The sequence below is a fragment of the Micrococcus sp. HMSC067E09 genome (assembly GCF_001812555.1).
Taxonomy (GTDB): domain Bacteria; phylum Actinomycetota; class Actinomycetes; order Actinomycetales; family Micrococcaceae; genus Micrococcus; species Micrococcus lylae.
Map to the genome: position 1 here is coordinate 95,683 of NZ_KV809443.1, position 24,397 is coordinate 120,079.

Annotated in this window: 21 protein-coding genes and 1 pseudogene; 12 read left to right on the forward strand and 10 right to left on the reverse strand. The window is 71.8% G+C overall.

What is annotated here, in order from left to right:
• Window positions 1-76: 76 nt before the first annotated feature.
• The 4 genes from ruvB to HMPREF2863_RS07335 all read right to left on the reverse strand — a co-directional run bounded on the left by ruvB (window position 77) and on the right by HMPREF2863_RS07335 (window position 3,370).
• On the reverse strand, window positions 77-1,114 hold the full coding sequence (gene ruvB, locus HMPREF2863_RS07320) for a Holliday junction branch migration DNA helicase RuvB (RefSeq protein WP_067189439.1): 1,038 nt from the start codon (window positions 1,112-1,114) through the stop codon (window positions 77-79).
• Complete coding sequence (gene ruvA, locus HMPREF2863_RS07325; RefSeq protein ID WP_067189437.1) at window positions 1,111-1,755, reverse strand: Holliday junction branch migration protein RuvA; 645 nt, start codon at window positions 1,753-1,755, stop codon at window positions 1,111-1,113. The genes ruvB and ruvA overlap by 4 nt, the downstream gene beginning before the upstream one ends.
• Before the next feature lie 146 nt (window positions 1,756-1,901).
• Complete coding sequence (gene ruvC, locus HMPREF2863_RS07330; RefSeq protein ID WP_067189488.1) at window positions 1,902-2,573, reverse strand: crossover junction endodeoxyribonuclease RuvC; 672 nt, start codon at window positions 2,571-2,573, stop codon at window positions 1,902-1,904.
• A gap of 32 nt (window positions 2,574-2,605) precedes the next feature.
• The gene (locus HMPREF2863_RS07335; RefSeq protein WP_067189435.1) at window positions 2,606-3,370 is read right to left on the reverse strand and encodes a YebC/PmpR family DNA-binding transcriptional regulator; all 765 of its coding nucleotides are present in this window, start codon (window positions 3,368-3,370) and stop codon (window positions 2,606-2,608) included.
• A gap of 177 nt (window positions 3,371-3,547) precedes the next feature.
• On the opposite strand from HMPREF2863_RS07335, the gene HMPREF2863_RS07340 reads away from it, so the two are divergent.
• Window positions 3,548-5,608 (forward strand): M3 family metallopeptidase, encoded by a 2,061-nt coding sequence (locus tag HMPREF2863_RS07340; protein ID WP_246828854.1) that lies wholly within the window; start codon window positions 3,548-3,550, stop codon window positions 5,606-5,608.
• A 113-nt stretch (window positions 5,609-5,721) separates the two neighbouring features.
• Here HMPREF2863_RS07340 and HMPREF2863_RS07345 read toward each other — a convergent pair whose 3' ends face one another.
• Window positions 5,722-7,098 (reverse strand): alpha/beta hydrolase family protein, encoded by a 1,377-nt coding sequence (locus tag HMPREF2863_RS07345; RefSeq protein WP_245232105.1) that lies wholly within the window; start codon window positions 7,096-7,098, stop codon window positions 5,722-5,724.
• A 100-nt stretch (window positions 7,099-7,198) separates the two neighbouring features.
• On the opposite strand from HMPREF2863_RS07345, the gene msrB reads away from it, so the two are divergent.
• The 5 genes from msrB (at window position 7,199) to HMPREF2863_RS07370 (ending at window position 13,097) form a co-directional block, all read left to right on the forward strand.
• A complete protein-coding gene (gene msrB / locus HMPREF2863_RS07350; protein WP_067189431.1) occupies window positions 7,199-7,642 on the forward strand; it encodes a peptide-methionine (R)-S-oxide reductase MsrB in 444 nt (147 codons plus the stop codon).
• A gap of 2 nt (window positions 7,643-7,644) precedes the next feature.
• Window positions 7,645-8,757 carry a threonine aldolase family protein gene (locus HMPREF2863_RS07355; RefSeq protein ID WP_067189429.1) on the forward strand — a complete coding sequence of 371 codons (1,113 nt, stop codon included), beginning with the start codon at window positions 7,645-7,647 and terminating at the stop codon, window positions 8,755-8,757.
• A 136-nt stretch (window positions 8,758-8,893) separates the two neighbouring features.
• A complete protein-coding gene (locus tag HMPREF2863_RS07360) occupies window positions 8,894-9,517 on the forward strand; it encodes a DUF3000 domain-containing protein (protein ID WP_067189427.1) in 624 nt (207 codons plus the stop codon).
• Window positions 9,514-10,806 carry an HRDC domain-containing protein gene (locus HMPREF2863_RS07365; RefSeq protein WP_070639108.1) on the forward strand — a complete coding sequence of 431 codons (1,293 nt, stop codon included), beginning with the start codon at window positions 9,514-9,516 and terminating at the stop codon, window positions 10,804-10,806. The genes HMPREF2863_RS07360 and HMPREF2863_RS07365 overlap by 4 nt, the downstream gene beginning before the upstream one ends.
• 125 nt (window positions 10,807-10,931) lie before the next feature.
• Window positions 10,932-13,097, forward strand: coding sequence for a 3-hydroxyacyl-CoA dehydrogenase NAD-binding domain-containing protein (locus tag HMPREF2863_RS07370; RefSeq protein ID WP_070639110.1), 2,166 nt, complete (start codon window positions 10,932-10,934; stop codon window positions 13,095-13,097).
• A 121-nt stretch (window positions 13,098-13,218) separates the two neighbouring features.
• On the opposite strand, the gene HMPREF2863_RS07375 is transcribed toward HMPREF2863_RS07370, so the two are convergent.
• Window positions 13,219-13,884: a hypothetical protein gene (locus HMPREF2863_RS07375; RefSeq protein WP_141756387.1), complete on the reverse strand. Its 666-nt coding sequence runs from the start codon at window positions 13,882-13,884 to the stop codon at window positions 13,219-13,221.
• 58 nt (window positions 13,885-13,942) lie between these two features.
• On the opposite strand from HMPREF2863_RS07375, the gene HMPREF2863_RS07380 reads away from it, so the two are divergent.
• A complete protein-coding gene (locus HMPREF2863_RS07380; RefSeq protein ID WP_070639165.1) occupies window positions 13,943-14,428 on the forward strand; it encodes a QcrA and Rieske domain-containing protein in 486 nt (161 codons plus the stop codon).
• Between the two features lie 295 nt (window positions 14,429-14,723).
• Here HMPREF2863_RS07380 and HMPREF2863_RS07385 read toward each other — a convergent pair whose 3' ends face one another.
• The 4 genes from HMPREF2863_RS07385 to dxs are packed head-to-tail and all read right to left on the reverse strand — an operon-like array spanning window position 14,724 to window position 18,711.
• Window positions 14,724-15,086 (reverse strand): PLD nuclease N-terminal domain-containing protein, encoded by a 363-nt coding sequence (locus HMPREF2863_RS07385; protein ID WP_070639114.1) that lies wholly within the window; start codon window positions 15,084-15,086, stop codon window positions 14,724-14,726.
• 5 nt (window positions 15,087-15,091) lie between these two features.
• Complete coding sequence (locus HMPREF2863_RS07390; RefSeq protein WP_067191173.1) at window positions 15,092-16,066, reverse strand: aldo/keto reductase; 975 nt, start codon at window positions 16,064-16,066, stop codon at window positions 15,092-15,094.
• A gap of 3 nt (window positions 16,067-16,069) precedes the next feature.
• Window positions 16,070-16,609 (reverse strand): hypothetical protein, encoded by a 540-nt coding sequence (locus HMPREF2863_RS07395; RefSeq protein WP_070639116.1) that lies wholly within the window; start codon window positions 16,607-16,609, stop codon window positions 16,070-16,072.
• Window positions 16,606-18,711 carry a 1-deoxy-D-xylulose-5-phosphate synthase gene (dxs, locus tag HMPREF2863_RS07400; RefSeq protein ID WP_083315299.1) on the reverse strand — a complete coding sequence of 702 codons (2,106 nt, stop codon included), beginning with the start codon at window positions 18,709-18,711 and terminating at the stop codon, window positions 16,606-16,608. Before dxs ends, HMPREF2863_RS07395 begins: the two co-directional genes overlap by 4 nt.
• Window positions 18,712-19,196: 485 nt before the next feature.
• Here dxs and HMPREF2863_RS07405 point away from each other — a divergent pair, with 485 nt between their 5' ends.
• The 5 genes and pseudogenes from HMPREF2863_RS07405 to HMPREF2863_RS11850 all read left to right on the forward strand — a co-directional run bounded on the left by HMPREF2863_RS07405 (window position 19,197) and on the right by HMPREF2863_RS11850 (window position 24,273).
• Window positions 19,197-19,793 carry a YdhK family protein gene (locus tag HMPREF2863_RS07405; protein WP_070639123.1) on the forward strand — a complete coding sequence of 199 codons (597 nt, stop codon included), beginning with the start codon at window positions 19,197-19,199 and terminating at the stop codon, window positions 19,791-19,793.
• Between the two features lie 89 nt (window positions 19,794-19,882).
• A complete protein-coding gene (locus HMPREF2863_RS07410) occupies window positions 19,883-22,018 on the forward strand; it encodes a heavy metal translocating P-type ATPase (protein ID WP_070639125.1) in 2,136 nt (711 codons plus the stop codon).
• A gap of 11 nt (window positions 22,019-22,029) precedes the next feature.
• Complete coding sequence (locus HMPREF2863_RS07415) at window positions 22,030-22,365, forward strand: metal-sensitive transcriptional regulator (protein WP_305791286.1); 336 nt, start codon at window positions 22,030-22,032, stop codon at window positions 22,363-22,365.
• A 180-nt stretch (window positions 22,366-22,545) separates the two neighbouring features.
• Window positions 22,546-23,169, forward strand: a complete 624-nt coding sequence (locus HMPREF2863_RS07420; protein WP_083315300.1) for a CueP family metal-binding protein — start codon at window positions 22,546-22,548, stop codon at window positions 23,167-23,169.
• Between the two features lie 45 nt (window positions 23,170-23,214).
• Window positions 23,215-24,273: pseudogene (locus tag HMPREF2863_RS11850) on the forward strand (IS3 family transposase).
• The last annotated feature ends 124 nt before the right edge of the window (window positions 24,274-24,397 follow it).

Consider the following 24,397-nt stretch of genomic DNA (forward strand, 5'->3'; position numbering starts at 1 on the left):
GTCTAGGGCGTCTGATGCCCGACGACGGCCAGGCACCTGTCCGTGGCGCCTGGCCTGGGCATGTGGCCCGCTCCGCTCAGCCCCGCTCCGGGGCCGGGAGCCCGAGGTGCTCCCAGGCTCCGGGGAGCGCGACACGGCCCCGCGGCGTGCGGCCGACCAGGCCCTCGCGGATGAGGAACGGCTCCGCGACCGTCTCGACGGTCTCTGTCTCCTCGCCGACGGCCATCGCGAGGGTGGACAGGCCGACCGGTCCCCCGTCGAAGACGGTGCAGAGGGCGTTCAGGACGGCACGGTCGAGGCGGTCCAGGCCGCGCTCGTCCACGTCGTACATGTGCAGGGCCCGGCCGGCGGCCTCGGCGTCCACGGTCGTCAGGCCCTTCACGAGCGCCCAGTCGCGCACGCGGCGCAGCAGCCGGTTGGCGATGCGCGGCGTGCCCCGGGAGCGGGAGGCGATCTGGGCGAAGCCGGCGGAGGTGACGTCCATGTCCAGCAGCAGGGCGGAGCGGCGCAGGACGAGCTCGAGCTCCTCGGTCGAATAGAACTCGAGATGCCCGGTGAACCCGAAGCGGTCGCGGAGCGGCCCGGGCAGCAGGCCGGCGCGCGTGGTGGCCCCGACCAGGGTGAACGGCGGCAGCTCCAGCGGAATGGAGGTCGCGCCGGCGCCCTTGCCGACGACGATGTCCACCCGGAAGTCCTCCATGGCCATGTAGAGCATCTCCTCGGCCGGACGGGACATGCGGTGGACTTCGTCCAGGAACAGCACCTCCCCCTCGGTCAGGGACGAGAGGATCGCCGCGAGGTCGCCGGCGTTCTGGATGGCCGGCCCGGAGGAGATGCGCAGCGGGGCGTTCATCTCCGCGGCCACGATCATCGCCAGTGTGGTCTTGCCGAGCCCGGGCGGTCCGGACAGGAGCACGTGGTCCGCGGCGCGGTCACGCAGGCGGGCAGAGCCCAGCATCAGGTCCAGCTGCTCGCGGACGCGCTGCTGGCCGACGAACTCGTCCAGGTGCTTCGGACGCAGCGCGGCCTCGAGGCGGCGCTCGTCCTCCCCCGCGTCCCCGGCGACGACGCGGTCCGCGCCCCGGTCCCCGGCGTCGGTTCCGCCGCCGTTCATCGGCCGCTCCGGACGGTGGCGGCGGCACCGACGTCGCGCAGGGTGGCGCGGAGCAGGGCGGCCACGTCCCGGCCCTCGTCGAGCTCGGGGTGGGCCGCGAGGGTGGCCTCGACGCGCTTGAGGGCCTCCTTCTCGGACCAGCCCAGGCCGACCATCGCCTCGACGACGTCCGCGTGCCAGTCCTCCGCCGGCGCCGCGGGCACCTGGTCCTGCGCGGCCTCGGCGGGTGTCTCGGCGCCGGTCGGGGCCAGCTTGCCGGCCAGCTCCACGAGGATCTTCTTCGCCAGCTTCGGGCCGATGCCGGGCACCCGGGTCAGGGCCTTCTCGTCCTCCTGGGCGACGGCCACGCGCACCGCCTCAGGAGGGTGCACCGCCAGCACGGCCAGGGCCAGGCGTGGGCCGACGCCGTTGGCGCCGAGGAGGATCTCGAAGACCTCCTGCTCGGCACGGGTGGCGAACCCGAAGAGCGTGAGCGAGTCCTCCTTCACCACCAGGTGGGTGTGCACACACGCCTCGCGTCCCTCGTGCAGGGCGGACAGGGTCTGCGGCGTGGCGAACACGAGGCGGCCGACGCCGCCGGAGACGATGACGGCGCGGTCCAGTCCGACGTACTCGACGGTCCCGGTCAGGGAGGCGATCACGGCACAGGTCCTTTCTCCGGACGGACACATTCGGACCGCCGGCGTTCGAACATACTATCGAACGGCTCGGTGCCCGGACGCACCCGACCGCAGGCCGTGGCGAGGGACCGCGCCGGGTGCGCGGCCGTCGTCGGGAAGGGGCGGCGTCAGCGGCGGCGGGCGGCGCCCGTGGCCGCCCCGGAGCGCTCGGCGGCCAGCCACTGCTCCTGCGCCCTGGTCAGCGACGTCCCCGCGCCGACGGGCCGGCGCCCGGCGGAGTCGGCGGCCTCCGCGAACCGGGACCGTCCGCCGCGGGAGGTCATGGAGCCGGTGGCCAGGCCGGTCTGCCCTGAGGCCCGGCCGAGGGCGGTGCCGCGCCAGGCATGGGCGAGGGCCAGGGCGATCGCGTCGGCGGCGTCGGCCGGACGCGGCGGGGCGTCGAGGCCGAGGATGCGGGTGACCATCGCGGTGACCTGCTCCTTGCCCGCGTTGCCGTGGCCGGTGACGGCGGCCTTCACCTCGGACGGGGTGTGCAGGCCGACCTCCAGCCCGCAGCGGGCGGCGGCGGTGATGGCCACGCCGGCGGCCTGGGCGGTGCCCAGCACGGTGGGCGTGTTGTTGTTGGCGAACATGCGCTCCACGGCGGCCCGCTGCGGGGCGTACCGCTCGAGCACCTCGGTGACCTCCCGGTCCAGGTGCAGCAGTCGCTCGTGGAGCGGCGCGTCGGACGGCGTGCCGGACACCCGGACGTGGACGAGCCGTCCGCGGCGCCGCGCGTCGACCTCCACGACGGCGATGCCGCAGCGGGTCAGTCCCGGGTCGACGCCCAGGACGCGCAGGGTGCCGTGGCCGACTCGTTCCGCCAGTCGGATCAGTCCTCGTCGAGCTCGGCGAGGACGGACTCCGGGATGTCCACGTTGGAGTAGACGTTCTGCACGTCGTCCAGCTCCTCGAGCGCATCCACGAGCTTCAGGAAGGTCGCGGCGGACTTGGCGTCCTCCAGCTCCACCTTCATCGACGGCAGGAACTCGGCCTCGTCGGACTCGTACTCGATGCCGGCGGCGTCCAGGGCCTCGGCCACGGCGCGCAGGTCGGAGGCCTCGGAGACGATCTCGAACACGTCGCCGTCCTGCTGGACCTCCTCGGCGTCCGCACCGCCCTCGAGGATCGCCTCGAGGAGGCCGTCCTCGGTGTTGCCCTCGGCCGGCAGGCGGACGACGCCCTTGCGGGCGAACAGGAAGGCCACGGATCCGGAGTCGGCCAGCGTGCCGCCGTTGCGGGTCACGGCCACGCGCACGTCGGAGGCGGCGCGGTTCTTGTTGTCCGTGAGGCACTCCACCATCAGGGCCGAGCCGGACGGGCCGCGCACCTCATACATGATCTCGGTGTAGTCCACGACCTCGCCGGTCAGGCCGGCGCCGCGCTTGATGGCGCGGTCGATGTTGTCGTTGGGGACGGAGTTCTTCTTCGCCTTGGAGACGGCCAGGTCCAGGGCCGGGTTGCCGGCCAGGTCGGGACCTCCGGCGCGGGCGGCGACCTCGATGCCCTTGATGTACTTGGCGAAGGCCTTGGCACGCTTGGCGTCGAGCGCGGCCTTCTTGTGCTTGGTCGTGGCCCACTTGGAATGACCGGCCATGATGCTCCTTCGCGGTTCGGCGACGTCGGGATGTCTCGGCGCACCATCTTAGCGGCGCGGCCCGGTCCGACCGCGGGCGCGCGTCACAGGAGCGCGTCGGTGCTCGGCGACCGGCGGCAGGCCGACCGGCGCGGGCGGCCGGAGGGGACGGGCCGGCCGGGCACCTAGACTGCGCCCATGGACTCACCGCAGATGACGCAGGGCATCTCCCTGCCCGCCGACCACCCTCTCTCCTCCCCTTCTCCGCTCCCCTACGGGCTCCCCGACTTCGCCGCCGTCTCCGACGCACAGCTGGCCGAGGCCGTCCGCGCCGGCATGGCTGCGCAGCGGGGCGAGGTCGAGGCGATCCTGGCCTCGGACGAGGCCCCGACCTTCGAGAACACCGTGCGCGCGTTCGAGCTGACCGGCGACCTGCTGCGCCGCTCCGCCGCCATGTTCTTCACCCTCGTCAGCGCCGACGGCACCGACACCCGCCAGGCCCTGTCCGAGGAGCTCATGCCGGAGCTGGCCGCCCACGAGGACGCCCTGCTGCTGGACCCGCGCCTGGCCGAGCGCGTGGCCGCCGTGGACGCGTCCGGCCTCACCGGCGAGGACGCGCGCCTGCACGAACTCTTCTCCCAGCGCCTCGAGCTGGCCGGGGCGCACCTGTCCGCCGCCGACCGCGCCGAGCTGCAGCAGATCAACACCGCGCTGGCCACCGCGGGCGCCCGCTACACCCGCCGCCTCGTGGCGGACACCGCCAAGCGCGCCGTGCTGGTGGAGGATCCGGCCCGCCTGGCCGGTCTCGGTGCCGACGACGTGCAGGCCGCCGCCCGCGCCGCCGAGGAGGCCGGCCACCCCGGCAAGCACCTGCTCACGCTGTCCCTGTTCGTCTCCCAGCCGCAGCTGGCGCAGCTCGAGGACGCCGACCTGCGCCGCGACCTGTTCGAGGCCTCGATCGGCCGCGGCACCGAGGGCGAGGACGAGGTTCTGTCCGTGGCCATGGAGATCGTCCGGCTGCGTCTGCGCAAGGCTCGTCTGCTCGGCTCCGAGTGCTGGGCCGAGCACGCGCTCAAGGACCGCGCCGCCCCGTCCGTGGCCGCGGTGCAGGAGCTGCTGGCGTCGATGGCCGGCCCGGCCATGGCCAACGCGAAGGCCGACGCCGCACAAGTCTCCCCCGACGGCGGCGCCGTGGCCCCCTGGGACTGGCCGCACCTGTCCGCCGCCTACGCCAGGGAGCAGTTCGCGGTGGACGCGGCCGCCCTGCGCCCGCATTTCGAACTGGACCGCGTGCTCACCGACGGCGTGTTCGCCGCCGCCGGCGCCCTCTACGGCCTGACCTTCGCCGAGCGCCCGGAGTTGGCGGAGCACATGTACCGCCCGGGCATCCGCGTCTGGGAGGTCTGCCGGGACGACGAGCCGATCGGACTGTTCGTGGGCGACTTCTTCGCCCGCGCCACCAAGTCCGGCGGCGCCTGGATGCACACCGTCCGCGACCGCGCCGACGCCCTCGGCGAGCGCCCGGTGGTCTTCAACACCATGAACGTGCCGGCCCCGGCGGAGGGCCGGCCTGCCCTGCTCACGCTGGACGAGGCGACCACGCTGTTCCACGAGTTCGGCCACGCGCTGCACGGCCTGCTGGCTCAGGGTCAGTACGCCTCGCTGACCGGCACGTCCGTGCCGCGGGACACCGAGGAGTTCCCGTCCCAGGTGAACGAGGTGTGGCTGCGCGAGCCGTCCCTGCTGGACGTCTACGCCCGTCATGTGGAGACCGGGGAGCCGCTGCCGGCCGGCACGCTGGAGCGTCTTCAGGCCGCGGATCTGTGGGGCGAGGGCTACCGCACGGTGGAGTACCTCGGCGCGACGATCGTGGACATGGCCTGGCACACCCTCACCGAGGACACCGTGGACGCGGCGACCGCGGACCCGCTGGCGTTCCAGGAGCAGGTGCTGGCCGAGGCGGGCATCGACTCTTCGCTGGTGCCTCCGCGCTACGGCACCGGCTGCTTCAAGCACATCTTCGGCAACGACTATGCGGCCGGGTACTACTCGTACATCTGGGCCGAGGTGCTGGACGCCGACGCCGTGGAGTGGTTCTGCGCCAACGGCGGCATGACCCGGGAGAACGGCGAGCGGTTCCGCTCCGAGCTGCTGTCCCGTGGCAACACCCGGGACCTGATGGAGTCGTACCGGGCCTTCCGCGGCCGGGACGCCGAGCTGGAGCCGCTGCTGCGCCGCCGCGGCCTGCTGGTCTCGTAGCCCTGATGCCGGCCGGGGCGCTCACACGGTGACGGGGCGTTCCCCGGCGGCCCTCTGCGTTCCCCGGCGGCCCGGGGCTTCCCGGCGGCCCAGGGCTTCCCGGCGGCGTCTGCTCAGCGGGCGGCGCCGGGACGGGTGGCGTTGAGGACGGCGCGCAGCCAGCCGCGCGCGGTGTGGTCCCACTTGCGCCGGTCCACGTTCCACTCCTTGGTGTGACGGGCCCGGGTGAAGCGGACGAAGCGGACCAGGTCCGGGTTGCGCTCGGCCAGTTCCATGGAGGGGCCGACGGGCACGTAGTCGTCGTCCTCGGAGTGCATGATCAGGGTCGGCACGCGCAGCTGCTCGGCGCGGGCCACCCAGTTGAGGGACTTCAGGTCCACGGGGGCGGCCAGGCCGGTGACGAGGCGCCCGGCCCGGTTGGACAGCAGCCAGCGCCCGACGAGTCCGACGGCCTCCGGGATGCGCTTGAGCCCGGCCTGGTACTTGAGCACGTCGATCCAGTCGACCACGGGGCCGGTGAGCACGATGGCGCGCACCCGGTGGGCGAGCTCGGAGCGGTCCACGCACTGCAGGGCCACGGCCCCTCCCATGGACCAGCCGAACAGCACGACGTCCTCGGCGCCCTGGTCCAGGGCGTACCGGATGGCCGACTGGACGTCGTGCCACTCCGTGGTGCCGAGACCGTAGCGGCCGTCCTCGGCGTCCGGGGCGTCCCCGTCGTTGCGGTAGGACACCAGCAGGGAGGTCATGCCGAGCTTCTGGGCGCTGCGCACCGCGCGGATGCCCTCGTTGCGGCGGGCCCCGCGGCCGTGGACCATGATCGCCCACATCCCGTCCCCGGCCCGTGGCGTGCCGTCCTCGGCGGCCGGCGGGTCCACACGCCAGGCGGGGGCCGTGCCGTTCTCCACCGGGACCTCCACGTCCACGGCGTCGAACCCGGCGTCCTGCGGGGTCGGGTAGACGAAGCCGGTGAAGCGGCCGCGGGCGGCCGCGTGCAGGTCGCCGGAGTACACGTGCTCCACCTCGCGCTCCACGGTGCCGTCGCGGGGGTCGAAGGAGACGATCCGGCCGATGCGCGCGCAGGAGGCGCCGCCGTCGAAGGTGAGCGAATAGGTGCCCGGGGCCGTGGTCTCCGAGTCCGCCGACAGGATGACCCGGGTGCCGTCGTCGCCGTCGATCACGGCGAGGACCTCCACGTCCTCGGCGTGGTTGCGCACGGGGGTGACCACGATCCTGGCGAAGACGGAGGCGAGCGTCGAGGAGGCGCCGAACACCACGAACGCGGCGGACAGCCCGAGGGAGGCCACCAGCGGGGACCAACGGGCCGCGTCCACGGACTTGTCCACGGAGGTGCGGGCGGCCGTCTTGGACAGGTCCAGGGAGGTGCGGGCCGCGTCGAGGCCGCGGCTCACCGACCGACGCACCCGGTCCAGCACGTCCTCGCGCAGCGGGGCGGCGGACGTGGCGGGGCGCGGCAGGTCTCCGAACATGCCCGCCATTGTCCCTCATGCTCCTGGGCCGCGTCTGCACGGTGACACGGCGCGACCCGTCCCTGGCGTGTCCGGGGCAGTGCGGAGTACAGTCGCGCCCATGAGCGAGTCCACCCCCACCACCGGATCTACTCCGGAGGATCCCCGCACCCTGACCGACGAGGACTGGGCCGCGCGCCTGTCCCCCGAGGAGTTCCACGTGCTGCGCCGCGCCGGCACCGAGCGCGCCTTCACCGGCGAGTATTGGGACACGAACACGGTGGGCGTCTACGCCTGCCGCGCCTGCGGCGCCGAGCTGTTCCGCTCGGAGCAGAAGTTCTCCGCCCACTGCGGCTGGCCGTCCTTCTTCGCCCCGCTCGCCGAGGACCGCGTGGAGTATCGGGAGGACACCACGCTCGGCATGCGCCGCGTGGAGGTCCGCTGCGCCGCCTGCGCCTCCCACCTGGGCCACGTGTTCGAGGGCGAGGGCTATGACACGCCCACGGACCTGCGCTACTGCATCAACTCGATCTCCCTGACCCTGCAGCCGGAAGGACCCGCCTGACGATGACCGGCCCGCGCGCCTTCGCCTCGGACAACTACGCCCCCGTCCACCCGGACGTCTGGGCCGCCCTCGCCGCCGCCGACTCCGGCCACGCCCGCTCCTACGGGGACGATCCCGTCACCGCAGCCCTCGGCGAGGCCGTCCGCGCCGAGTTCGGCGAGCAGGCGTTCGCCGTCCCCGTGTTCAACGGCACCGGAGCCAACGTGGTGGCCCTGCAGGCGATGCTTCCGCCGTGGGGCGCCGTCCTGGCCGCCGAGTGTGCTCACATCCGCCACGACGAGGGCGGCGCCCCCGAGCGCATCGGGCGCACCTCCCTGCTGTCCGTGGCCACCCCGGACGGCCGGCTCACCCCGGAGCTGATCGCTCCGCACGTGCACCGGGACGGATTCGTCCACGCCGTGCAGCCGGCCGTGGTGGAGATCGCCCAGGCCACCGAGGTCGGCACCGTCTACTCCGTGGAGCAGGTGAAGGCGCTCACGGATGCCGTGCACGAGGCCGGCCTGACCGTCTACATGGACGGCGCCCGCCTCTCCAACGCCGCCGCCGCGCTCGGCGTGCCGCTGCGCGCCTTCACCACGGACGCCGGCGTGGATGTGGTGTCCTACGGCGGCACCAAGGCCGGAGGCCTCGGCGCGGAGGCGATCGTGGTGCTGAACCCGGACGCGATACTCGCCGCCGGGCACATCACCGCCGCGGACCTGCCCGGCGGGGACGCGTCCTCGGCCGCGCAGCGTGCCGAGAAGGCGCTGGGCTACCTGCGCAAGGCGTCCATGCAGCTCGGTTCCAAGCACCGCTACCTCTCCGCCCAGCTGCTCGCCCTGCTCACGGACGACCTCGGCATCCGGCTGGCCGGCCACGCCAACGCCATGGCCGCCCGCCTGGCCGCCCGGGTGGAACAGATCGACGGCGTGGTCCTCACCCAGCGTCCGGAGGCCAACACGCTCTTCGCGGTGCTGGACCCGGCCGCCGCGGACCAGGTGCGCGCCCGCTTCCCGTTCTACGACTGGGACCCGCAGCGCCACGAGGTCCGCTGGATGACCTCCTGGGACACCACGGAGCAGGACGTGGACGACTTCGCCGACGCCGTGGCCGAGGCCGTCGCCGCGCACGGCTGAGCCGTCGCCCCCGCGGCGTGCGAGGGTCCCATACGGCCCGCCACCGGCGCGCCCTCGTGCCCTGAGCGGAGCCTGTCCGGCCCGACACCGGCGCGCCCTCGCCGTGTCCGGGCCGGCCGGTCCTACGCTGTTCCGTATGACCCTCGTCGGACTGCAGAACGGAGCACGTCCCGGGGCGTCCCCTGCCCTGCCCGGTGCCTTCCGGACCGCCCTGCGCGAGCTGCGGGACGCCTCCCCGCGCCGCGAGGTCCGGCTGCGCGAGATCGCCGCACCCCAGGGCCTGGCCCCGCACGCGGTGGCCCTGGCCGCGGACGTGCGCCCCCTGTCCGACGCGGAGGACATCCCCCCCGCCGTGGCCACCGGCCGCTTCGTCCTCCTCCATGACCCGGAGGGCTCGGAGCTCTGGCAGGGCACCTTCCGCGTGGTCACCTACATCAAGGCCGGCCTGGAGCTGGACGTCGCCGAAGACCCGATGCTCGGCGCCGTCGCCTGGACCTGGCTCGTGGACTCCCTCGAGCTGCGCCACGCGGACTACACCGCCGCCGGCGGCACCGCCACCCGCATCCTGGCCGAGTCGTTCGGCACCCTCGCCGAGCGCCCGGACGCCACCGAGATCGAGATGCGCGCCTCCTGGACGCCGGGCGGCCGCGCCATGGGCGCCCACCTGGAGGCCTGGGCCGAGATGGTCTGTGCGTTCGCGGGCCTGCCCCCGCAGCCCGACGGCGTCACCGCCCTGCCCGTCCCCAGGAAGGACGCATGACCCGCACCCCCTCCAGCCGTTCGCCGCAGAAGCACGACGGCGGCTCCCCCGCCGCGACGCAGACCGCCGCCTCCGAGGCGCCCCGCCTCATCACCGAGCCGGCCGACGGGGTCCCCCTGCTGACCGACACCCCCGGCGGTCTGGCCGCCTGCGCGGAGGCCCTGTCCGGCGGCACCGGACCCGTGGCCGTCGACGCCGAGCGCGCCTCCGGCATCCGCTACGGCCAGCGCGCCTTCCTCGTGCAGCTCAAGCGCACCGGCTCCGGCATCTGGCTGATCGACCCGGAGGCGTTCGACGACCTGTCCCCGCTCGTGGCGGCGCTGAAGGGCGTCGAGTGGATCCTGCACGCCTCCACGCAGGACCTGCCCTGCCTGTCCGAGCTGGGCCTCTGGCCGGACCGGCTCTTCGACACCGAGCTCGCCGCCCGTCTGGCCGGACTGCCCCGTGTGGGCCTTGCCGCGGTCCTCGAGCAGATGCTCGGCGTGACCCTGGCCAAGGAGCACTCGGCCGCGGACTGGTCCACCCGACCGCTGCCCGAGTCCTGGCTCACCTACGCCGCCCTCGACGTGGAGCTGCTGGTGGAGCTGCGCGAGGCCCTGCTCGCGCTGCTCGAGTCCCAGGGCAAGCGCGAGTGGGCCGAGCAGGAGTTCGAGCACATCCGCACCACCCCCGTTCCCGGACCGCGTGAGGACCCGTGGCGCCGCACCTCCGGAGCGCACGCGCTCAAGAGCCGCACCCAGCTTGCCGTGCTGCGCGAGCTCTGGCAGGCCCGCGACGACCTGGCCCGGCACAGGGACATCGCCCCCGGCCGCCTGCTCCCCGACTCGGCGATCGTGGCCGCGGCGAAGGCCCAGCCGCGCACCGTCCCACAGCTGCGCGCCACCCAGGGCTTCCACGGCCGCGCCGCCGGTCGGGAGGCGGCCCGGTGGGTGGCGGCGATCAAGGCCGGTCGGGACCGCGCCGCCGACGGCGACGCCCCGGAGGTGCACCGCCGCGGCCGTGGCGACGGTCCCCCGCAGCCCCGCCTGTGGAAGGACCGCAGCCCGGAGGCCGACGCGCGCCTGCGCACCGCCAAGCCCTGGGTCGCCCGGCACGCCGCCGAGATCGGCATGCCCACCGAGAACCTGCTCACCCCGGACACCCTGCGTCGGATCTGCTGGAACCCGCCGGCGGTCGTGACCCCGGAGTCGGTGGCAGAGGCCCTCGCCGAGCTCGGCGCCCGCCCCTGGCAGGTCGAGCAGACCGCCGCGATCCTCACGGTCTCCTTCCTCAACCCCATGCCGGTCTGAGCGCGGCGCGGATGCGCCGGAAGGTTACCCACGGGTAATGTGACGGACAGGACAGAGGCGAGCGGCCGTCGTCGGAAAGCATGAGACGCGGTACGCCTCCCTCTCTCGCGACGAACAGGAGCCTCATGACCGCGCACACCCCCGCCCCGCTCGAGCAGTTCGAGTCCCTCGCCGCCATGGCGCCGGACGAGGTGCTGACCACCGCCGAGGTGACCGACCACGAGCTGCCCGGCGGCGCCGGCACGCTCGCCCTGCTGACCCTGGACAACGGCGCCGGACCCCGCCGCCCGGCCACCCTCGGCCCGCGCACCCTGCTGGAGCTCGGCCGCGTGGTCGAGGCCCAGGCCCGCCGCGCCGAGGCCGGTGAGATCCAGGCGCTGGCCTACACCGGCGTGGAGGGCACCTTCGCCGCCGGCGCCGACCTGTCCCTGGTGGCCTCCTTCGAGGACACCTCCCGAGGCGCCGACCTCGCGCTGCTCGGCCATGCCGTCTACGACCGCATCAGCGCGTTCCCGGCCCCGACCGTCGCCCTGGTCAACGGCCTCGCCCTCGGCGGCGGCCTGGAGCTGGCTCTCGCCGCGGACCATCGCATCGTGGCCGCCGACGCGAAGGGATTCGGCCTGCCCGAGGTGCGCCTCGGGCTGATCCCCGGCTGGTCTGGCGTCTGGCGCGTCCCGCACCTGATCGGCCCCGAGGCCGCCGTGCAGGTGGTCCTCAAGAATCCGCTGGACAACAACCGTCTGCTCAAGGCCGCCGAGGCCCACGAGCTGGGACTGATGGACCGCATCGTCGACGGCGACCTGATGGAGGCCGGCCTCGAACTGGCGGGCGCCCTGGTCACCGGTGACGAGGCCGTGGCCGCCGAGCTGGCCGCCCACCGCGACCGGGACACCTCGGACGCCGCCTGGGACCGCGCCGTCGAGGCCTTCGCGACGCTCCAGGCCGCCCGCCCCGGCGCCGACCTGCCGGCCCGCAGCCGCCTCGAGCAGCTGTTCGTGGGCGCCCGGACCCGCACACGCGCCGAGTCCGCGCAGGCCGAGGCCGAGGCGCTGTCCGAGCTGATCGCCTCGGACGAGTTCCGCCACACCGTCTACGCGTTCCTCGGCCTGGTCCAGGGCCGGGCGAAGAAGCCGGCCGGCGATCCGGGTGCGGACCGTGCGATGCCGGTGAAGAAGGTCGGCGTGGTCGGTGCGGGCCTGATGGCCGGTCAGCTCGCCCTGCTGTTCGCCCAGCACCTGCAGGTGCCCGTGGTGATGACGGACATGGACGACGAGCGCGTGCAGCGCGGCCTCGCCTTCGTGCAGAAGCAGGTGTCCAAGCAGGTCGAGCGCGGGCGCCTCACCGCCGAGCAGGGCGAGGGGCTGGCCGGCCTGATCAGCGGCTCCACGGACAAGTCCGTCTACGCGGACGCCGACGTGGTCATCGAGGCCGTGTTCGAGGAGCTCGAGGTCAAGCGCACCGTGTTCCGCGAGCTCGAGGGCATCGTCCGCGAGGACGCGATCCTCATGACCAACACCTCCTCCCTGTCCGTGGCCGGCATGGCCGAGGTGCTGGAGCACCCCGAGCGCCTTGTGGGCTTCCACTTCTTCAACCCGGTGGCCCAGATGCCCCTGGTGGAGATCGTCCGCGTGGAGCAGACCACGGACGCCGTGGTGGCCACTGCCTTCGAGCTGTCCCGCCGCCTGCGCAAGACCGGTGTGCTCGTGCACGACGCCGCCGCCTTCGTGGTCAACCGCGTGCTCCTGCGCCTCATGGGCGAGGTCCAGGCCTCCTTCGACGCCGGCACCGACGCCCTCACCGCGGACCACGCGCTCGATCCTCTGGCCATGCCCATGACGCCGTTCACCCTGGCCGCCATGGTGGGTCTGCCCGTGGCCCAGCACGTCTCCGAGTCCCTGGCGGCGGCCTTCGGCGAGGAGCGCTTCCCGGTGTCGAAGAACGTCCAGGCGCTCATCGACGGCGGCAAGACCGCCCTCTGGGCCAAGGACGTCAAGGACCCGGCCGAGGCCGGCGGCGCGACCGGCGAGGCCATCCCCGAGGCCACCGCCGCACTGCTGCGCCAGGGCGAGGACCCGCAGACCGCCGAGCAGCTGCTCGTCCGCGTGCAGGACGCGCTGGCCGAGGAGATCGGCCTGCTGCTGGACGAGGGCGTGGTGGCCGCTCCGGAGGACGTGGACCTGTGCATGATCCTCGGCGCCGGCTGGCCGATGCATCTGGGCGGCATCACCCCGTACCTGGACACGGTGGGCGCCTCCGAGCGCGTCAACGGTCAGCGGTTCCACGCCACCTGAGCCCGCACCGGCTCACCGGCGGACGTCCGCCCTCAGGTGCACGTCGCCGCGCCGCTCAGCGCGGTCTGCGGCGGCGTGCACCGCGGTCGGCGGTGACGCTCAGCGCGGTCGGCCGTGACGCTCAGCGCGGCATGCGGGCGAAGGTGACCAGGTCCTCGGGCAGCCCGTGGAGGGCGGCCTCGTCCGAGTCGACGGGAACGGAGATGGCGCCGGCTCCCCAGTCGGAGCCGGTCAGTGCACCCTCACGCACCCAGTGGATGCCGAGCACGTGGCCCTCGGAGCGCAGCTCGATGCGGTGCGCCGCGGCGCCGTCGCCGCCGGGGGCCGCCTCGACGTCCGTGGGGGCGAGCGCGGCCTCGAGGATCCGTGCGGGGCCCTGCAGCGGTGAGGCCTCCTCCAGGCGCCGGTACGTCAGGGCCTCGCCGGTCTCGCCCACCGTGCGGGCCAGCAGGCCGTCCGCGTAGGAGGGCACGATGTCCGCGTCCAGGCCGGCGCGCTCGCGCTCGATGCGCACGCGCTGGGCGGAGGCGGAGTCCTCGTAGGACAGCTCGGTCCAGGTGGAGCCGTCGGCGGCGAAGTGCACCTGGCACTGGGCCATGAACCGCTCCGGGAGGGACGGGGTCGCGGCGCGCTGCGTGGGTGTCGGCTGGAAGGCGGTGCGGGTGGTCAGCACGCCGTCGGCCAGGTGCCGGTGCAGGAAGCCGCAGTGCTCGCCGCCGAGCAGGAACGCCTCCCAATCTTCGAGCGGGTCGAGCGGGTACAGGCCGGGGGTCTTCGGGGAACTCACGTGTCCCATCCTGTCAGAACTGCGGGTTCTCCTCGCGACACCTGGGACAATGGGATCCATGAGCAACGAGGACACCACCCCCATCGCCACCGAAGGCTGTGCCTGCTCGAACCGTCGCGCCGTCCTGCGCGGTTCCCTGGCCGCCGCGGCGGCCGGCGCCGGCTCGCTGGCCCTGTCCGGCTGCACCCAGCAGCTGAAGGAGGAGAACGCCGCGCAGAAGCACCACACCGGCGGCGACTTCACCGAGGTCATGGCCTCGGCCGACCTGCCCGTGGGCAAGTCCACGCAGCTGGACGTGGACGGCCGCACCCTGCTGCTGCACCGCGAGGACGAGGACAACGTCACCGCATACTCCAACGTCTGCACCCACCAGGGCTGCGCCGTGGAGATCACCGAGCGCGACGGCCAGACCACCTACGGCTGCCCGTGCCACGGCTCCCACTTCGACCCGGTGACCGGCAAGCCCTACGGCGGGCCGGCGAAGAAGCCGCTCACCGACTTCCAGGCGCGCGTGGACGGAGAGCAGATCCTGGTCAAGCTCTGACCCGCCCCCACCACCGGCTCCACGACGACGGCCGCCCACCTGGTGAGGTGGGCGGCCGTCGGCCTGTGGTCAGGCGCTCGGGTCGGCACGGGGCGATCCGATGTCAGGTGTGACGGAACGACCGGCACCGACAGGCGGAGGGACGGATTCCGTGGCGCGGGCCCGGCCACTCGACCGTTTCCCGAACGAAAGTGTCCCAGGACGCGACCGTTTCCCGAACGAAAGTGTTCCAGGACGCGACTGTTTCCCGAACGAAAGTGTCCCGGGACGCGACTGTTTCCCGAACGAAAGTGCCTCACTCCTGGGCGCCATAGCGGCGGGAGCCGGGGACCGAGGGGTCTGGGCCGGCGCCGTACCGGCGCGGGGCGGCGACCTTCGGCGAGCGGGCCGGCGGGAGCAGCGGGGCGGCGTTCGAGTTCGGGTCCCAGTCGGGCTGTTCGGCGCGGCGGGCCGGATAGTGGCGGTACCGCCACCACAGCCACGCCAGCGAGCCGAGGCCCGGCAGGCAGACGATCGCCAGCACCCAGGGCACACGACGGCGCTCGTCCAGGGGCGAGCGGGACAGGGTCACCAGGCCGACGAGGAAGAGCACGCCGACCACGATCGACGCCGTCCACCACCAGGTCTGCGGCGAGGACAGCACGGACAGCAGGGACACAGCGCTCAGAACAGTGCGACGCGGGGCACCGCCGGGAAGATCTCGTCCAGCGCGGCGAGGTCCTCCTGGGTGGGCTCCCAGTCGGCGGCACGGACGTTCTGCCCGATCTGCTCCGGGCGGGTGGCGCCGGCGATCACCGAGGCCACCGGCCCCTGCGCGGCGAGCCAGCCGAGGGCGACCTGCACCTCGGTGAGGTCGCGCTCCCGCGCGAAGGCGCCGAACGCCGCGAGCTGCTCGCGGTCGGCGTCCTCCACGAGGTTCTGACGCACGTGGGACAGGCGCGAGCCGGCCGGGGCACGCCCGTCCGAGTACTTGCCGGTGAGCAGGCCGTTGGCCAGGGGGAAGTACGGGAACACGCCGAGGCCGAACTCCTCGGCGGCCGGGACGACCTCCTGCTCGGCGCGGCGGTCCAGCAGGTTGTAGTGGTTCTGCGCGGAGACGAACCGCTCGGTGCCGAGCTCGCGGGCCACGTACTCGGCCTGCGCGATCTGCCAGCCGCAGCGGTTGGAGTGGCCGATGTAGCGGACCTTTCCGGCCCGGACGAGGTCGTCCAGGGCGGCCAGGGTCTCGTCGATCGGGGTCTGGGGGTCCGGGGTGTGGAACTGGTAGAGGTCGATCCAGTCCGTGCCGAGGCGGCGCAGGGAGGCCTCCACGGCGCGCACGATGTATGCGCGGGAGCCGCGGGCGCCGAAGTCCGGGCCGTTGGCGCCGTCCATGTCCATGCCGAACTTCGTGCCCAGCACGATCTTGTCGCGGTCCGCGCCGAGCGCCTTGCCGAGGCGCTCCTCGGACAGCCCCGGGGTGGCCCCGTACATGTCCGCGACGTCGAAGAAGGTGATGCCGTGGTCGATCGCGGCCCGCACCACGGCATCGGTCCCGGCCTGGGACTCGGTGGCGGTGCCGGCGCGGCCGAGGTTGTTGCACCCCAGGCCGATCACGGAGACGGTCAGGCCGGAGTTGCCCACTCGACGGGTCTGCATGGCTCAGGCGTCCTTTCCGGCGTCTGCGGACGCCGTGCGGTCCTCGAGGACCTCGATCTTGTTCGGCTGGACCCCGTGTGCGCGCTTAGCGGCGAACGGGATCTCCTTCGCGGCCCGGCCGGCGTGCGGGGTGCGCACGCGCAGCTCGAGACGGCCCTCGGCCTCCGCGACGTCCACGACCTCGCCCAGTCCGCGCCAGGCGAGCCGGTGGGTGATCTCCCCGGCCAGGGTCTGGCCGTGGCGGCGCTCGATGTCCGTGGCGGCGCGTCCGCGCAGGCGGTAGGCCACCACCAGGTCCGTGAGGGCGGACTCGTCGAGCTCGGCGAAGCCGTCCTCGGCGCACTGGGCGGCGAAGGCCTCGAGCAGCTCCTCGCCGGCGGCGTCGTCGGCGACCTCCTCCTCGTTCACGGTGCCGGGCTGACCGACCCTGCCGTGGTGGACCACGACCACGCCGGAACCCGGGACGCACCAGGCCTCGCGGTACTCGAACAGGCGCGAGCCGTCCTCGGCGGTCGTCGCGCGGTAGCAGCGGACGATGCTCATGCCTTCTTCCCCCGGGTGGAGTCGGCGGCCTGAGAGGAGGTCCGGCCCGAGGCGGCGGTCGAGCCGGAGCCGGCCGCGCCGCCGTCGTGACTGCCCTCCAGCAGCGGCAGGCCGCCGGTGCAGGGGTCCGCGGAGCGGGCATACGGGACCTTGGAGCCGAGCACCTGGGCGACGGTGTCCCGGGTGATCTGCTGGGCGGTCAGGCCCACCCGCCCCAGGACCTGGGCACGGGTGCCCTGCGCGAGGAACTCCACCGGCAGGCCGACCTCGTTCAGGGCGGTGTCCACCCCTGCGGCGCGCATGACCTGGCGGATGCGGGAACCCACGCCGCCTGCCTTCACACCGTCCTCGAGGCACACCACGATGCGGTGCGCCGCGGCGAGCTCCACCACGGAGTCGGCCACCGGCAGCACCCAGCGCGGGTCCACCACGGTGGCGGAGATGCCCTGCTGGGACAGCCGGCGGGCCACGTCCAGGCCGAGCTCGGCGAAGGAGCCGACGGCCACGATCAGCACGTCGCGCTCGGCGCCGGGGACGTCCGAGGCCTCGCCCAGGCGGGCCAGCACGTCGGTGCCGTCGGCCAGGCGCTCCACGGCCTCGACCGGCTCGCCCACGGACCCCTTGGCGAAGCGCACCACGGTGGGCGCGTCCTCGACGGCCACGGCCTCGCGCAGCTCCTCACGGAGGCGGTCGGCGTCGCGCGGGGCGGCCATGCGCAGGCCCGGGACGGACTGCAGCAGGGCCATGTCCCACATGCCGTGGTGGCTGGGGCCGTCCGGGCCGGTGACGCCCGCGCGGTCCAGCACGAACGTCACGCCGGCGCGGTGCAGGCCCACGTCCATGAGCATCTGGTCATAGGCGCGGTTCAGGAAGGTCGCGTAGATGGCGACCACCGGGTGCAGGCCGCCGAACGCCATGCCGGCGGCCGATGTGGTGGCATGCTGCTCGGCGATGCCGACGTCGAACACGCGCTCCGGGAAGCGGGCCGCCATCGGGCCGAGTCCCACCGGGTTCTGCATCGCCGCGGTGATGCCGACGATGTCCTTCCGCTCCTCGGCCAGGGCGACCATCTCCTCCCCGAACACCGAGGTCCAGGACGGCGCCGACGCGGCACCGAGCGCCTCGCCGGTGACCGGGTCGATCTGACCGACGGCGTGGAACTGGTCGTCCATGTGGGCCAGCGCCGGGGCGTAGCCGTGGCCCTTCTCCGTCATGGCGTGCACCAGCACCGGTCCCCCGTAGGCGTCCGCATCCCGGAGGGCATCCTCCATCTCCTGGAGGTCGTGGCCGTCCACCGGGCCGATGTACTTCACGCCGAGGTCCTCGAACAGGCCCTGCGGGGCCCACAGGTCCTTCAGGCCCTTCTTCGCCGCGTGCAGGCTGCGGTAGACCACGTCGCCCGGGGCGCCGGCCGACTTCAGCCGGCCCTTCATCGAGTCCAGGGTCTGCTCGTAGCGGCGGTGCGTGCGGACCTTGTCCAGCACGCTGCGGCGCAGGCCGGTGAGGTGGTTGGCGATGCCGCCGACGGTCGGGGCATAGGAGCGGCCGTTGTCGTTGACCACGATCACCACGCGGCGGTCCTTGTCCGCGGCGATGTTGTTCACCGCCTCCCAGGCCATGCCGCCGGTGAGCGCGCCGTCGCCGATCACCGCGACGACCGTGCGGTCACCCTGCCCGGTCAGCTTCCAGGCGCGGGAGATGCCGTCAGCCCAGGACAGCGAGGACGAGGCGTGCGAGGACTCCACCACGTCATGCTCGGACTCGGCCCGATCGCCGTAGCCGGTGAGGCCTCCCTCCTGGCGCAGCCGGGAGAAGTCCTGGCGACCGGTGAGCAGCTTGTGCACGTAGGACTGGTGGCCCGTGTCGAACACGACCGCGTCCCGCGGCGAGTCGAACACGCGGTGGATGGCCATCGTCATCTCGACCACGCCCAGGTTCGGGCCGAGGTGCCCGCCGGTCTGGGAGACGTGGGTGATGAGGAACTGGCGGATCTCCTCCGCCAGCGCGGCCAACTGGTCCTCTGTGAGGGCCGACAGGTCCGCCGGGCAGGCGATCTGCGGCAGCAGCGGGGCGCCGGGTCTCGTGGGGGGCAGATGTTCCATGGTCCGTCCAGCGTACTCCGCAGGTGCGCATCCGGGCGGGACGCGGGCGGGCTCCGTGGATCAGGCCTTCGCGGCGATCTGACGGAGCACGTACTGAGACATGCTTCGCTCTGCCTGGCGATAGTTGCACAGCTTCCGTCGGCTCTCAGGATCCCTGTCTCGATGGGACGCCCGACGATGCAACCGTACAAGACCAATTTCTCTTGGGTGATCGGCGGTACTGGGATCGTCTTCTCACCACGGTGATGTTCACGAGACGACGCAGCCGATCCCGTCACGACGGCGAGCGAGGTGAGCCCGTCCGTTCGGGCCTCGATTCCATCTGCGACCAGAGCAGCCGAGCCGATGTTCTCCATCGCAGCCTCAGCGCTGCCACCCCGGGTCGATGGGATCTTGGCCGGGCGATTCCACGCCCGCCGATCGACATTCACTTGATACCCTGGGGGGGTATAGCGTTGACTGGACCAGAACGAACAGGAGACTTCATGCGCAAGCACCTCATGACCACCGTCGCCGCAGGAGTGCTCGGAGGAGCGCTCGTGCTCACCGGCTGCAGCACCGACGGAGACCAGGACCAAGCGACCCCCTCGTCGACCAGCCAGCACGAGGGCCACGGAAGCAGCGGCAGTAGCTCTGACAGCGGCGGGATGGAGCATCCGATGGACGGCGGCCCCGCCCCCGAGGGCATCGAGACGGCCGCGTCACCCACATACCCGGTCGGCACCGAGGTCACGCTCACCGCCGACCATATGGAGGGCATGGACGGTGCGAACGCGACGATCGCCGGCGCGTACGACACGTACACCTATGCGGTGGACTTCACGCCGTCCGCAGGCGGGGAGCCGGTCAAGGATCACAAGTGGGTCGTCCAGCAGGAGATCAAGGACGCCGGAGATGAACGTCTGGCCGACGGCACCGAGGTCACTCTCGAGGCCGAACACATGGAAGGCATGAAGGGCGCGAAGGCGACCATCGCCTCCTCCACCGAGGAGACCGTCTACATGGTCGATTACGAGTCCGACGGCATGACGATGACCAACCACAAGTGGGTCGTCGAGAGCGAGCTCAAGCCGGCCTCCTGAGCCGATCGCGGCGGGCGCGCTGAAGGTCCGCGGCGAAATACGACCCGATCGAAGGAAAGATCGGGGAATCACGAAGGGAAGCGAAGAGCATGACGGACCCGACCACGCATCACCATGACCACGCCGGCGTCGCGACCACCGAGTCCGGCCACCGTGACGACTCGCGCGCCGAGAACGAAGACCACACCATGGAACACGGTGACCACGCCGGGCACGGTCATCACGGCGGTGGTCACGCGGGCCACGGCGACCACGTCGGCCAGTTCCGGCGGCTGTTCTGGATCAACCTGATCATCGCCATCCCGGTGGTCGCGTTCTCCCCCATGTTCGCCATGCTCCTGGGCTACTCGGTCCCCAGCTGGGCGGGCTGGGTCGCCGCAGTCCTCGGCTCCGTCATGTACGCCTGGGGCGGCACCCCGTTCCTCACCGGTGCTGTCAGCGAGCTGAAAAGCCGCCAGCCGGGGATGATGCTGCTCATCGCGCTCGGCATCACCGTAGCGTTCCTCGCCTCCTGGGCCGCCACTGTCGGTCTCGTCCACCCCGAGCTCGAGTTCTGGTGGGAGTTGGCGCTGCTGATCGTCATCATGCTGCTGGGCCACTGGATCGAGATGCGCTCACTGGCACAGACCACCTCGGCGTTGGACTCCCTCGCCGCGCTGCTCCCTGACGAGGCTGAGCGTATAGAGGGAGACGACGTCGTCAAGGTCGACCCGGCAGAGCTGCGCGTCGGCGACGTCGTCATCGTCCGGCCCGGCGGCAGCGTCCCCGCCGACGGCACCATCGTCGACGGCCGCGCCGACATGGACGAGTCCATGATCACCGGCGAATCACACCCCGTCGCCCGCGGCGAGGGCGAGAACGTCACCGCCGGCACCGTGGCCACCGACTCCGGCCTGCGCGTAGAGATCACCGCCACCGGCGACGACACGGCACTGGCGGGCATCAACAGGCTCGTCGCCGAGGCGCAGGGCTCATCCTCCCGTGCCCAGCGCATCGCCGACCGGGCTGCGGCCCTGCTGTTCTGGTTCGCCCTCGGAGCTGCGCTGATCACCGCCGTCGTCTGGACGCTCTTCGGGCTCCCCGACGACGCGGTCGTTCGCACCATCACTGTCCTCGTCATCGCCTGCCCCCATGCGCTGGGTCTGGCGATCCCTCTGGTCGTGTCCATCGCCACCGAGCGCGCCGCCCGCGGCGGCGTCCTAATCAAGGACCGCCTCGCACTGGAGTCCATGCGCCAGGTCGACGCGGTGCTCTTCGACAAGACCGGCACCCTGACCAAGGGCGAGCCCACCGTCACCGGCGTGGAGCCGACCGGCGGCCTGAATGCCGAACAGCTCCTCGCCCTGGCCGCCTCCGCCGAGGCCGACAGTGAGCACCCCCTCGCCCGGTCCATCGTCACCGCCGCCAAGGAGAAGGGCCTCGCCGTCGAACCGGCCAGCGGGTTCACCTCCTCCCCGGCGGTCGGCGTCACCGCGACGGTGGCCGACCATGAGATCCGCGTCGGCGGACCCCGTCTGCTCGAGGAGACCGGCCAGGACGAGATCGGTCTCGCCGACGAATGGCGGGCAGAGGGTGCGATCATCCTGCACGTCCTCCGCGACGGCGAGGTCATCGGCGGTCTCAAGCTCGCCGACGAGGTTCGCCCAGAGTCCCGCGACGCCGTCGATGCGCTCCATCAGCTCGGCGTCGAGGTCGTCATGATCACCGGCGACGCTGAAGCCGTGGCGAACGAGGTGGGAAGAGAGCTCGGCATCGACCGGATCTTCGCCGGCGTCCGCCCCGAGGACAAATCCGCCAAGGTCGACCAGCTGCAGAAGGAGGGCAAGAAGGTCGCCATGGTCGGCGACGGCGTCAACGACGCCCCTGCCCTGGCCCAGGCTGACGTCGGCATCGCCATCGGGGCCGGCACCGACGTCGCCATCGCCTCTGCAGGTGTCATCCTCGCCAGCTCCGACCCGCGTAGCGTGCTCTCGGTGATCCAGCTCTCCCGTGCCGCATACCGTAAGATGAGGCAAAACCTGTGGTGGGCTGCAGGGTACAACTTGATCTCTGTGCCGCTCGCGGCTGGCGTGCTCGCGCCCGTCGGCTTCGTCATGCCGATGTCAGTAGGTGCGATCCTGATGTCGACCTCCACCGTCGTCGTCGCGCTCAACGCCCAGCTGCTGCGTCGCATCGACCTCGCCCCAGCTGCCAGCACCCGCTCCGTCCTGGAGCACCAGAAGTGAAGGACACACCCGTGACCACTGAAACTGCAGCCGATGAGACCGGTACCGACACCGGAGCCCATCGGCACGGCTACATCAGTGACAAGGACCGCTACCGCAACCGCATGAAGCGTATCGAAGGCCAAGCCCGCGGCATCACGAAGATGATCGACGACGAAAAGTACTGCATCGACATCCTCACCCAGGTTTCGGCCCTCACCCGCGCCCTGCAAGGAGTGGCGACCGGTCTGCTCGATGACCACCTCAAGCACTGCGTGCTCGACGCCGCCAAGAAAGGCGATGAAGACGCGGCCATCGCCAAGATCCAGGAGGCCAGCGACGCCATCAATCGCCTCGTGCGCTCCTGACACCATCCGATGTCGTCAACACAGGGTGCCTCGGACCGGTTGGCCCCAGATCAGGACAAGGCTCTTGATGTCTCCGGGGGGCGTGCGTCGCACGTCGGCGAACCCGTGGCACCGGCGATCTCGAATGCTTTCGGTCTCACCTGACGACATGAACACGTTCACCTGAGAAAAGAGTTGGACATGCCACTTGCCATTGTTGCTCCGATCCAGTCCTCCAGGATCCGCCTGAGAATCTGCGCGGCCTTGACCGGTCTGGCGACCGGCGCCGTCCTCCTGCTCAGCGGCTGTGCTGATGCGGAACCGTCCGCTGATCCAGGATCCGATCACTCACTGGTGGTCGAGCACAATCTAGACGGATTGAATGCTCGCGAGATCATCGAGCGCCTCGACTCAACGAAGGTGACAGATCGCTCGTCTGAATTCATCGCTTCGATTGAACCGGACCAGCTTGTACTGACCGACGATCAGAACAATCAGACCACCGTGCCGATGCCAGAAGACGAGTTCTACGTCTCTATCGCCCCGTATCGCAGCCAGACTCACGAATGCTACTTCCACAGCCTCACGACTTGCCGCGGCGAGCTCGCCAATACTGACGTCCACGTCACCGTGGTCGAGGCGACGTCCGGGGAAACCATCTTCGATGAAGCGCTGACGACGTACGACAACGGATTCGTCGGGGTCTGGCTGCCGCGTGGAATTGACGCTACTCTCACTGTCTCAGCTGAAGGCCGCACCGCGAAAAAGGCCATCTCGACCCACCCCGACGACCCCACCTGCTTGACCGGTCTTCAGCTAGTGTGAAGCACCCTGGGTTTGGTTCCGAGTCTCAGTAAGGAGAATCGGAGTATGCCCAAGAAGTTCAGCCCCGAGTTCAAGACCCGCGCCCTGGAGCTCATCGAGGATGAGGATCCAGGCCGAGCAGTGCTCCGGCCGCGTCGCCTGCACCGCCGTGGCTGAGGCCCTCGGCGGGATCTCACCCCACACACTGCGGAACTGGTGGAAGCAAGCCCGCATCGATCGCGACAAGGCCCCCGGTGTGGGCACCGATGAGTCAGAGGAGATGCGCCGGCTGCGCCGGGAGAACCTCGAACTGCGTCGTGCCAAGGAGATCCTGCGCAAGGCCTTGGCTTTTTTCACAGCGGAGCTCGAGGAGCTCAAGCGGATCCACGCGGAGAACGACAGCATCTACGGGGTGCGGAAGAGGCACCACGCCATGGCCTGTACCGGCTGGCAGATCGGCCGGGACCACGTCGCGCGCCTCATGCGGGCCGCCGGCCTTCAGGCCGTGCGGCGGGGCCACAGGCCGATCACCACGCGCCCCGCGAGGGAGCCGGATACCCGCTCAGACGTCGTCGGACAGCGCTTCGCCGCCGAACGTCCTCACCAGTTGTGGGTCGCTGACATCACCTACGTCAGGATCCTGGCCGGGTTCTGCTTGAGTCGTGTTCGTCACGGATGTATTCACTCGCCGGATCGCTGGGTGGGCCGTCTCGGCCAGTCTGCATACCCAGGGGCTGCCGCTGCTGGCCCTTGAACATGCTCTCCTGAGCACTGGTGCCAGCCGTGGCCGCCAAGGCCTGATCCACCCCTCGGGCCGAGGCGCCCAGTACGTCGGCTTGGCCTGCTCCGACGCGCTCACCACCACCGGGGTGAGTGCCTGGGTGGGCACCGTGGGCGACTGGTATGACAACGCCCTCTCGGAGACCGTGAACGGGCTCTATAAGGTAAGAGCTCGGCCATTCCACGCGGCTCTGGGAGTCGACCGAGGCTGTCGAGCTGGCCACGATGGATTGGGTGCACTGGTGGAACACCGCCCACCTGCACGAGGCCCTTGGCTACCGCACTCCCGCACAGGTCGAGGAGGCCTACACTCACGACCGAGATGTAGCGCCCTTTGCGTCCTGACCTCGGAACGAAATCCAGGGCGCTTCACGCCTGGCCCAACGGTGAGCCGGGCTCTGAACTCGGCAGATGAGGAGCGGTCGTGCACCGGTGTGGACCCGGCACCCACGACGACGGCGGCCCGCCG